Here is a 10,594-nt window from a genome sequence, read left to right on the forward strand (position 1 = left end):
GTAGTCGAAATTAGAGGTAGGACAGCCGTGGGACACACGGTGGTTAAGCTTTCTGAGGGTAAAGGTTCCGTCCTAGAAGACGATAAACTCTGCCTCCCTGTGACGGAAGAATCCCCCGCGTTTTAACCGGGGGAGTGTCAATAAAGCGCAAAGGTTGGACGATGCTGACTCCAAGGTTTTGCGGCTTCTATTTGGGCGGCTAAACTAATAATAGTTGTTTCATCGCCAGGACGACCAACTAACTGTACCCCCAAGGGTAAACCATCGGGTGTGAAGCCTGCGGGAACAGCAATCACAGGTTGTCCCGTGACGTTAAACGGGGGACAGGGGGCAATCCATTTAATGATATGATCCAACTCCTTAGCCGCTCTTTTTTTTGCCCATTCTCCGACTCGAATCGTTGGATGCATCAAAACAGGCAACACCAACACATCAATGGGGTTTAGATCAGCAATAAGTTTTCGGGCGATCTCATGGAGTTTCATCATCGCTTGCGGATAAGCTCCACTGGGGCGAGAGCGCGATCGCGACAGTAAGTAACGATTTAATTTTCCCAAAAAAATCCGGGGTACGCCCACATCAACTGTGGCTTGCCAAACGATTTTGAGCGGATCAATTATCTCGGAAAAATCCAAATCAATCGACTCAATCGAATGTCCCAGTATTTCTAACAATTGCACTATCTCCATAACCGCCTGGGTACAAACCGGATCAGCCTCTCCCATCGGCTTCAGGGTTGTGGCAAACCCAATGCGTAAACGCTGAGGCGGTTGCTGGGTTGCCTCTAGAAAGGAAATCGGCGGTGTTGGCAACCAGTAAGGATCGCCGGAAACATAGCCAGACATGACATCCAGCAAAGCCGCCGCGTCAGCCACCGTGCGAGCGATGACTCCCTCTACACCCAAGCCACCGACTTTTTCCCCTAAAGGTGCTGATGAGATTCGTCCCCGTGATGGTTTAATTCCGACTAAGCCACAGCAGGCTGATGGAATCCGCACCGAGCCTCCTGCATCTCCTCCATGAGCGATCGGGCAAAGCCCTGCGGCTACGGCTGCTGCTGAGCCGCCACTGGAACCACCGGAGGAGTAGGTCAAATTCCAAGGATTACGGGTAGGTGCAAACCCTCTGGATTCCGGGTAGGGAGACGTGCCAATTTCTGAGGTTGAGGTTTTGCCCAGAATCGTGAAGCCGGCTTGGCGAATCTTAGTCACTACACCAGCATCTTCTGTGGCGATGCGCTTTTTCAGTAAGTGAATACCGTAGGTGCAGGGGACTCCAGCGACGGGAGATAAGTCTTTAATCGCAACGGGAACGCCAAAAAATGCGGGGAGGGAAGAGGGTTCTGTACTGGGGGCGGCTAATTGTTCCGTTTTGGCTTTCGCCTCTGCTATGGCTTGCTCTGCCATCACAGTAAAAAAGCTATTTAGGGAACTGTCAAGTTGTTGAATACGATCCAAGTAAAGCTGGGTGAGTTCTAGGGGAGAAATCACCTTATCGCGAATCAGCCGAGCCTGCTCCAATGCTGGAGTAAATGCTAGATCAATCGAATCCATGATTATAGATTTTATTTAATTATGGGAAGATTGTGGTACTGATCATGAGTCGAGCAGAGTCGTTAAGGAGCAAAGATTTCATTCATCCGTTACCTTTGCTCGCATTGCTTTAATCTGCGATCGCCTACTTTTGCTATCTAGACGTTTGCGTTGAGAACTTCGAGTTGGCTGGCTTTGTCTACGGCGTTTGGGAAGTGCGATAGCGAAGCGCTGCTGCGAAGCGCAGATCGCACTCTTAATCAACTCTTGCAGTCGCAGCCGCGCTTCTTCCCGATTCTGCTGTTGGCTGCGGTGTTCCTGGGCTTTGATGATAATCACCCCGTCTTTGCTAATGCGCTGATCGGAACGCTTTAACAGCCGCTCTTTGTAGCGATCGGGCAGTGAGGAAGCCTGGATGTCAAAGCGCAGGTGAATGGCACTCGCCACTTTATTGACATTTTGTCCCCCTGCCCCTTGAGAGCGTACCGCACTCATCTCAATCTCATCCTCTGGAATACTCACAGTCTTAGAAATTTGTAGCATAATTTAACAATCGATTAGAGATGAGTCATAGTATTTGAGCAGATTTTATCCAAGTTTGCCTTGACTGATTATCTCCCTATAGACCGAGTTGTCACCAAAACAAGCCGATGGATCGATTGAATTTCAAGGTACTCCAGCAATTCTGGACGATCGCCAAATCCTATTGGTTAGGAGATGAGAAATGGCTTGCCAGAGGGTTACTCCTGAGTGTTGTGCTGTTTCTGCTAGCCTATACGGGATTGAGTGTTCTACTCAACAACAAGCGAGGGGTATTAATCTCAGCCCTTTCTGCCCAAGATGAAGCCCGCTTCTGGCAAACGGTGATCATTTTCATCGGTGTGCTGGTGATTTATGCACCTCTGTTAGCCGGCTATACCTATCTGCGCGATCGCCTCAGCCTGCAATGGCGCAAATGGCTCACCCATCGATTTGTGGATAACTATTTTTGCGATCGCGCCTATTACAATTTGCATATCGGTAAAACCGACATTGATAACCCGGATCAGCGGATTGCCGAGGATGTCAGGAGTTTTACCCAGGAGTCTCTCACCTTGTTGCTGGTGTTGGTGGAGTCGGTGCTGTCAGTGATTGCTTTCAGTAGCGTACTCTGGGGCATTTCTAAACCGTTGGTATTTTTTCTGGTGCTGTATGCTCTGATCGGAACTCTGGTGACGACTGTAGTATTTGGGAAACCCCTTGTCCGACTCAACTTTGAACAACTCAAGCGGGAAGCGAATCTCCGCTTTAGCTTAGTGAGAATTCGAGAAAATGCGGAAGCGATCGCGTTTTATCAGGGGGAGGAGCAGGAGTCGAATCAGGTCAAACAGCGGTTTTTTGATGTGTTTGAGAATGTCAAACGGCTGCTGGTTTGGGAGTTGAATTTAAATATTCTCACCAATGCTTATGAGTTCATCCCCTTTATCCTACCTGCCCTAGTGGTTGCCCCGGCGATTTTTGCCGGAGAAATGGAGGTGGGTAAAGTGTCTGAGGCGCAGGGAGCCTTTATCCGCGTCTTCTTCTCCCTCAATGTTGTGGTTGCTCGCTTCCAGCAATTAACCACCTTTGGCGCTGGAATTAACCGTCTCTATACCTTTGCCGAGTTTTTAGAGCAGACAGAGGCAAACCAGACATCCGACGAGCAACCAAAGATTCAGAGGGTTGAGGCAGAGCGGCTGGCAGTGGAACACCTGAGCCTACAAACTCCTAATTATCAACGGACGTTGGTAGAAGATTTGTCAATCGAGTTACCTGCTGGAGAGGGAGTTTTAGTCATGGGACCGAGTGGTTGTGGTAAGAGTTCACTGCTACGCGCGATCGCGGGATTATGGGATTCTGGTAAGGGTACAATTATTCGTCCTGAATCTGATCAGATCCTATTTTTGCCCCAGCGTCCTTACATGGTACTGGGTACTCTGCGCGATCAATTACTCTATCCTAACACCCACCTTGAGGTTGATGAGCAACAGTTGAAACAAGTTTTGGAGCAGGTGAATTTAGCGGGTTTAGATGAACGGTTTGGGGGGTTTGATGCCGAACAGGATTGGGCTGATGTCCTCTCTTTGGGCGAACAACAACGGTTAACGTTTGCCCGGTTGCTACTGAACAAACCTCAGTACGCTATTCTGGACGAAGCAACCAGTGCCTTGGATCTGGGGAATGAGGAACGGTTATATAAACATTTGCAGGCGAAAGGGACTACTTTTTTGAGTGTCGGGCATCGCTCGACGTTGGCAAATTACCATCAGTCTTTGCTGGAACTTTCTCAAGACAAAACCTGGCAGATTAAAGAATCTCTGACTGGGGTTAAAGAATAATCGGAGTACCAGCAAGGGACTCAAGTCCCTTGCTAATAGCTTAAGTCCTCTAAAGAGGACTGCAATCCTCTGCGCCAGTCCGTTGAAACGGACTTTGGCTATGAGACAGGGGTTTGAACCCCTGGCGGGATAACAACGGGTTAGGATTTAGGGTAGTGGGTTCTTATCGAAGTATGGCAAAGCAGAAAAATCCCCTCACGGGAGAAGCACTGATAAAAGAAGTCTGTCGGCGGATTCGGGTTGCCCGTAGCTACTGGAATGCTCATAATAACGCTGCCTGTCGGGGAGAGCGAGAACGCGCTTTAGACCTTTACAACACGCTGACTAAAGAACAAAAAGAGCAGATTCCCCAGGTATTGCGGGTGTGGCTGCGCTACCGCAGTGAAAAGTATTTTGGCGCACATCGAACGCCGCCCAAGTCGAAACGCAAGTCGAAATAGAATGAAGCAGACATTTGTGTCAAGAAGATATTTCATTCTAGGGGTTCGCGTTCAGGTTTTGCCTAAACTTAATGGTTGTCTTCAAGAAAATGCTTATGAATGCTTTTGAAACTTACATCCGAGATTTGCCGGAAATTCGAGCGACGGGAGCAGCCGTTAAAGAGACATCCTATTATGGGGCGTTAGATAAACTGTTGAACGAGTTAGGCAAAACGCTGAAGCCGAAAGTACGCTGTGTGATGCAATTGAAGAATATCGGCGGGGCGGGAATGCCAGATGGCGGTTTGTTTACTGCTAGTCAGTTTCAGAGGAAATCGCCTGACGCGCCCACAAATCCCACCAATCCGGAACGGGGTGTGATTGAGATTAAGGGTACTGGGTCAGTATTTCTACGAACCATTTTTGGAGGCGTTCGATCCGGAGTTACGCAAGGAATTAGGAGTCTGGTATACACCCCCAGAAATTGTGCAATACATGGTGGCGCGGGTGGATACAGTGCTGCGGGAAGAGTTGCAGATTGAAGATGGACTAGCTGACCCCAATGTGTATATTCTCGATCCCTGTTGTGGGACGGGTGCTTATTTGGTGGAAGTGTTGCGGCGGATTGATGCCAATTTGCAAGATAAAGGTATGGGAGCGCTGGTAGGTTCGCAACTAAAAGCAGCAGCCATGAATCGAGTGTTTGGCTTTGAGATTTTGACGGCTCCATTTGTGGTAGCACACTTACAGTTAGGGTTATTGTTGCAGAATTTAGGTGTACCGTTGAGTGACGAGCAGGAACGAGTAGGGGTGTATTTGACGAATGCGCTCACGGGTTGGGAACCACCGACAGAAGAAGCCAAAACTAAATTTAAACAGCTTGCAATTTCCTATCCTGAACTTGAACAAGAACGTGAAGCCGCAGATGAAGTTAAACAAGGCAAACCAATATTAGTGGTTTTGGGAAATCCACCCTACAACGCTTTTGTGGGAGTTAGTCCAAAAGAGGAGGAAGGATTAGTTGAGCCTTACAAAGAAGGATTGATTAGTGAGTGGGGAATCAAAAAGTTTAATCTTGATGATCTTTATGTGCGGTTTTTTCGGTTAGCTGAACGATGTATTGCTGAAAGGCGCGAAAGGAAAGGGGTAGTTTGTTACATTTCAAACAACTCCTGGGTTGCAGATAAATCTTTTGTCGTTCTGCGTCAGCATCTTCTGAAATCCTTTGATCGCTTCTGGATTGAGAATATGCATGGCGATCGCAGTATTTCGGAATATGCGCCAGATGGTAGAACAAGCGAGACAATTTTTGCAATCCCAGGTTTTTCTGCGGGTATTAAGCAAGGTGTTGTTGTCTCTTTATGGGTTAAGACTGGAAATAAGGAAGAAACGCAACCACTAACTTTGTTTCGAGATGACATCAACGCAGCAAAAGCCGCTGAACGTCGAATACAGCTTTTAGAAACTTTGAATGACAATGAATTTGATTCTCGATATGAAGTTGCTAAACCTGTTAAACATAACTATCTTTCTTTTCTGCCTGGAGATGTTGCCTCGCACTATTTAGAATGGGCTAAATTAACTGAATTATGTGCTGAAGCTCCGATTAATGGTCTATTTGAGAAGCGTGGTGGAGCATTAATTGATATCAATCAGGATGCTCTCTCACAAAGAATGGAAATGTTTTATGACCCAAATATTAGTTGGGAAATACTTGAAGCATTAAATACTGGTCTAACTAAAAAAGCCGCTGGATTTGAACCCAAGAAGGTTAGGACTAAGGTACAGAATTCAGAGACCTACAGTTCTGAACGGCTTCATAGGTATGCAGTTCGTCCTTTTGATATACGTTGGTGTTATTACAGTAGTGTCAGCCCTTTATGGAATCGAGCAAGACAAACCTTCTATGCACAGCTATGGAAAGGTAACTCTTTTTTGATGAGTCGTCCTGCGGGTGTAGCAAATCCAGAAGGAGTTCCTTTGTTTTATTCAAAAATTCTTGGGGACAATGATTTTTTGAGAGGTCACGCCTATTATTTTCCACTACGATTACGTTCTACCAGCCTTGGAACATCTGATAAAGCAGTTCGCCAAATGGGAATAGAAGGTCTTGGAAGTGAAGAAGATCTGAAAATAACTGCAAACCTCTCCAATGCTGCTCGTCGCTATTTACTCTCATTGGGCATTAGCGAACCAGACAATGATCCTGAAACTGCCGAATTAGTCTGGATGCACGTTCTAGCAATTGGTTATTCACCTGCCTACCTAGAAGAAAACACTGATGGTATCCGTCAAGATTGGCTCCGAATCCCCTTACCCGACCAGCGAGAAACCCTAATCGCCTCTGCAAACCTTGGTCGTCAAATTGCCGCACTCCTCGATCCAGAAACTCCTGTTGGAGGTGTCACTTCTGGCAAACTTCGTGCTGAACTAAAAGCGATCGCTGTTGTTTCCCGTGTTGGCACTGGCAACCTTAACCCAAATACCGACTTTGCCCTTACCGCAGGTTGGGGATATGCCGGACAAAAGGGTGTCACCATGCCCGGAAAAGGGAAAGCGATTGATCGCCCCTACACACCAGAAGAACAAACTGCGATAGCACAAGTCATTGAGCAACTTGGTACAGCCACCTATGACATTTACCTCAACGACATCGCCTACTGGAAAAACATTCCCGATCGCGTCTGGAACTATACAATCGGTGGGTATCAGGTCATCAAAAAATGGCTGAGCTACCGAGAGCAGAAATTATTAGGGCGATCACTTAAACCAGAAGAAGTTATTGAAGTAACCCAAATGGCAAGACGCATTGCCGCAATTTTGTTACTAGAACCTGAATTAGATACAAATTATGAAGCAGTGAAACAATCAACTTACCAATGGTCAAATCAAGGAGAAATATCCTTGAAGCCTTGACCCATGACAGACACTTTGAACAAGCTGGTTTTACTGCTCTACTCCGTTAACAGAAAAATCTTCTTCAACCCTCAATTTCCCAATCCTCAACCTGCAACCCCTCAATTCGCCCAAACTCTCTTGTATTATGTGTCACCAGCGTCAGATTATTTGCCAGAGCTATTGCGGCAATTTGTAAGTCATAAGCTCCAATGGGTATACCTCTAGTTTCTAGCTGTACCCGGATTACCCCAAAGGTAGTCGCGGCGAGATCGTCAAAAGGAAGTGACACAAATTGTGCCAAGAATGCTTGCTGTAGGGCAAAGTTGCGTTCTGGATTGGCACTTTTCATCGCTCCAAAACAGAGTTCTGACTTGACAATCGAGCATACAGCTATCTCTTGAATAGGAACCGACTCAAGCTTCTGCTTTAAGTTTAAATTTCTGCCTTTTAGATAAATGATGCAGACATTTGTGTCAAGAAGATATTTCATTCCAGGCGTTCGCGTTCAGGTTGTTCGTTTTGAGGATGTCTAATAAATGAGTCATCCTGGATGCATCCGTAAAACTGTGAAAGAGGTGCTGCTTTAACCCCTTTTGGTAGTGTCGTTTGATAGACAATGACAACCTCAATATCCGTATTTCTCATGTCAGGTAAATGAACCTTCAAAAGACCATCGCTACCGATATGAGATTTTAGAGTGATGCTCTGCATCGTTCTCCCTCCGTACCTATAAACTGATTCTCTCTCCCAATTCTGGCAAAATTCCCTGCAACTGGGCTATAGCCACTTCCAGTTTTGCCGTACTTTAATACTTTCTATCTTAGTTGGCTCCGTGCGGACAACCTAAAACCCTAATACACCGGAAAACAGGGGGCAATACCTTGGCTTCGTCTACTATTACACCAAACTCAACAGCTATCAACCCATTGAGTGCAATATTGGGCGCGGCGTTGCCATGAGTGTTACTTAATGAGCTGGAAAATTTGAGTAATTTGCTCGGCGTTCCAGGGTCTGAGTTTGTATGGCTTACCAAAGGACGAGGAATGAAAACCGTTTTTGCTGATACAGGCTACTGGATTGCTATTCTGAATACTGCTGATGATCTTCATGTTAAAGCAGCCATTACCAGAAATATTTGGATGAGCAACGACAGCGACTTTTGGAGTCTTTAGGGTTAGGATTTTTGCAAGTGAGTAGTGAGGAGGTGGAAAGGAATTTGCCAGAGGTTTTGAGTCGAATTCGCGGCGAGTTTGGACACCCTCATCCCCTAGCCCCAACTCCCACCCCCTAACCCCCCTTTGAAAGCTATGCATTACTCACATCTTTCTTAACATAAATTCCCTTGACTTTAGCAGTAATTTTGGGGGAAAGTAAAAGCCAAGTCTGGGCAATATCATGCAGTCGTCGCAGACCTTGCCAAATAGTTTTAACCCCCGGTTCGCCATCATGAGAACGGGCTAAGAACCCGCCGAGTTGGGCAATCCAACGCACGGCATCTCTTAAATTCGGAGGGGAGTCAGGGGGGTGAGGGTGATGATGAATCGTGCAATAAAGAGCCTGCCACTCATGGGTTTCTAAAATAGTGTCGGCAGGTAGATCGGGATGGTAACGGGCTAGATAGGTGATCCATAATAATCGCCAAGCGACAATCGTGTATGTAGCCAAAGCTCGATGAATGCGATCGGCACTTTCCAATTGCAGTTGTTCGAGGCGACAACCACTCTTGAGAACATAATGATAACGTTCAATCAACCAACGATAAGAGTACCAACGTAAACATTGCACCAAGTCCTCAAAGCAAGTGATGGCTAAGGTGGTTAGAAGTAACCAATTAACGGGTTCCACACCTGGGGGTGGGTCAACTTCAAGCGCTTGAATAACTTGTACACAGACAGGTTGAAGCTGTTGACGTTGGAGATGAGTATTGGGAGGTTGTAATTCTAAAGTGGTAGCCCGCAGTGTGAGAGTGGCGATTCGAGGTTGACGCTCTGGATGTCGTCTCTTTTTCCTTGGTGAGCTGACCCGTTGGCGCAACGTTCTCCATGGCTTGCTGCAAGCGCTGCACTTGTGGGTCAGGCTGTGTAAACTTGACACAACGATTGTGGTTAGCCCGGATGATAAACTCACTGTTTGGGCGGCGGGGCAATACAAACAAGTCATAGATATCAGCTTCTCGGGAGGGCGACTGTTACCACGGTTGTTTCCGGTGGAATTAGGGTTTGAGTCCCATGCAGTGCCGTTAACCAGCGATGAGATTCTTTATCTTGGATGTCTTTTTTGTGTCGTTGATGTTTCTTACCCAAAAAGGCAGGGTCTCTTGTCCAAACTTGTTGATGTAAGACTCCTAAAGGTATTCCTGAAGCGCTACTACAAAAGACCGAATGCACTTTTAAACCCCGTGATTTACTATTGTCTAGATAACCCATACCTTTCTTGCTGGGATGGTGGGTAAAATTAAGTTCTGTCGTATCTTGAATCGCAATCATCACCGCTTCGGGTTTAATTCGATTGAGAGTGCTTGTTTGGTGAGCTTGAATAATCGAGGAGGCTTTGACATGAGGAGAACTCCAAAAATCATAAGCGGCTTGGGTAGCTGCCCAGTCTCCTGATGCTTGGGGTATGCTGGCACAAGGTTGGTTAGCCAAGTCACTCACTAGACGTATGAGCCTTTTTTTGCGGCGCACATCTCCCAAGTCGGCGTATTGCAATTCTGCGGCTGCCCAATCGCTCATTTGAAGTACCTCCTAATCTATTAGGCTTGCTTGCACCAGAACACCAACAGTCAATCAAAAAAGTGAAACAAAAATTCACCTTGTTAACCAATTGATCGATCGCGCTGTTTTACACCAACCACCCAAAACTTGCCTAGGGGAGAGTGCCATAGCTCAACTAGATTTGTTGCGATCGCGCGCGCCGCTCAAAACTCTCCATGGAGACAAGTTACATCGGTTCAGCCAAGTTGTTCTATCCCATTAATACTGGCGATGGCTGCTACTGTACCACACCCTGTTGTCAGCGTGCCGTATTCCGACGTTGACGACGGGCTAGGGACTACCGATTAGCATATTAATAAATGTAACGTCATTAGATTGAAACCTAGATATGTCCAGCCTTCTGAATTGTTAAGAAAGATGGCTCTTCTAGACTAAGTATGATAAATCACTAGCAAAAATGCCAATTAAGCAGAACCCTTCTTCTAAAATTGTCGAAATTATTTAACCCATAACCCCTTCTTTTAATCAGCTTAATTTTTTGATTAATTCCCTCCACTGTAGATGGTGTAGTACGGTTGTCAAAATAGGCTAAGATTTCATCAATCCATCTTTTTATTGTTTGACAACTTTTTGGAAAATATTTATAAGCTTCTTTCATCCATTCCGCAATATCC

8 protein-coding genes and 2 pseudogenes are annotated in these 10,594 nt (G+C 46.3%); 4 read left to right on the top strand and 6 right to left on the bottom strand.

What is annotated here, in order from left to right; translation table 11 throughout:
- Window positions 1–137: 137 nt before the first annotated feature.
- Window positions 138–1,553, bottom strand: a complete 1,416-nt coding sequence (locus RID09_RS18100) for an amidase (protein WP_446337321.1) — start codon at window positions 1,551–1,553, stop codon at window positions 138–140.
- A gap of 78 nt (window positions 1,554–1,631) precedes the next feature.
- Entirely contained in the window at window positions 1,632–2,075 is a 444-nt protein-coding gene (gene arfB / locus RID09_RS18105; protein ID WP_446337322.1) for an alternative ribosome rescue aminoacyl-tRNA hydrolase ArfB, read from the bottom strand.
- Window positions 2,076–2,182: 107 nt separating this feature from the next.
- Here arfB and RID09_RS18110 point away from each other — a divergent pair, with 107 nt between their 5' ends.
- From RID09_RS18110 to RID09_RS18120, 3 genes and pseudogenes are all read left to right on the top strand, one after another.
- Entirely contained in the window at window positions 2,183–3,889 is a 1,707-nt protein-coding gene (locus tag RID09_RS18110; protein ID WP_446337323.1) for an ABC transporter ATP-binding protein/permease, read from the top strand.
- A gap of 173 nt (window positions 3,890–4,062) precedes the next feature.
- On the top strand, window positions 4,063–4,329 hold the full coding sequence (locus RID09_RS18115; protein ID WP_446337324.1) for a Precorrin-3B methylase: 267 nt from the start codon (window positions 4,063–4,065) through the stop codon (window positions 4,327–4,329).
- Window positions 4,330–4,424: 95 nt separating this feature from the next.
- Window positions 4,425–7,224 (top strand): annotated as a pseudogene (locus RID09_RS18120) (type ISP restriction/modification enzyme).
- A gap of 64 nt (window positions 7,225–7,288) precedes the next feature.
- Here RID09_RS18120 and vapC read toward each other — a convergent pair.
- Both vapC and RID09_RS18130 read right to left on the bottom strand, forming a co-directional pair.
- Window positions 7,289–7,696, bottom strand: a complete 408-nt coding sequence (vapC, locus tag RID09_RS18125; RefSeq protein ID WP_446337325.1) for a type II toxin-antitoxin system tRNA(fMet)-specific endonuclease VapC — start codon at window positions 7,694–7,696, stop codon at window positions 7,289–7,291.
- The gene (locus RID09_RS18130) at window positions 7,693–7,917 is read right to left on the bottom strand and encodes a hypothetical protein (protein ID WP_446337326.1); all 225 of its coding nucleotides are present in this window, start codon (window positions 7,915–7,917) and stop codon (window positions 7,693–7,695) included. The genes vapC and RID09_RS18130 overlap by 4 nt, the downstream gene beginning before the upstream one ends.
- 424 nt (window positions 7,918–8,341) lie before the next feature.
- On the opposite strand from RID09_RS18130, the gene RID09_RS18135 reads away from it, so the two are divergent.
- Window positions 8,342–8,497 carry a hypothetical protein gene (locus tag RID09_RS18135; RefSeq protein ID WP_446337327.1) on the top strand — a complete coding sequence of 52 codons (156 nt, stop codon included), beginning with the start codon at window positions 8,342–8,344 and terminating at the stop codon, window positions 8,495–8,497.
- Between the two features lie 14 nt (window positions 8,498–8,511).
- Here RID09_RS18135 and RID09_RS18140 read toward each other — a convergent pair.
- Both RID09_RS18140 and RID09_RS18145 read right to left on the bottom strand, forming a co-directional pair.
- A pseudogene (locus RID09_RS18140) lies at window positions 8,512–9,938 on the bottom strand (IS4 family transposase).
- A gap of 430 nt (window positions 9,939–10,368) precedes the next feature.
- Window positions 10,369–10,594: transposase (locus RID09_RS18145; RefSeq protein ID WP_446336036.1), on the bottom strand; the 226-nt coding region annotated here is incomplete at its 5' end.

The sequence above is a fragment of the Coleofasciculus sp. G1-WW12-02 genome (assembly GCF_040219735.1).
Taxonomy (GTDB): Bacteria; Cyanobacteriota; Cyanobacteriia; order Cyanobacteriales; family Coleofasciculaceae; genus Coleofasciculus.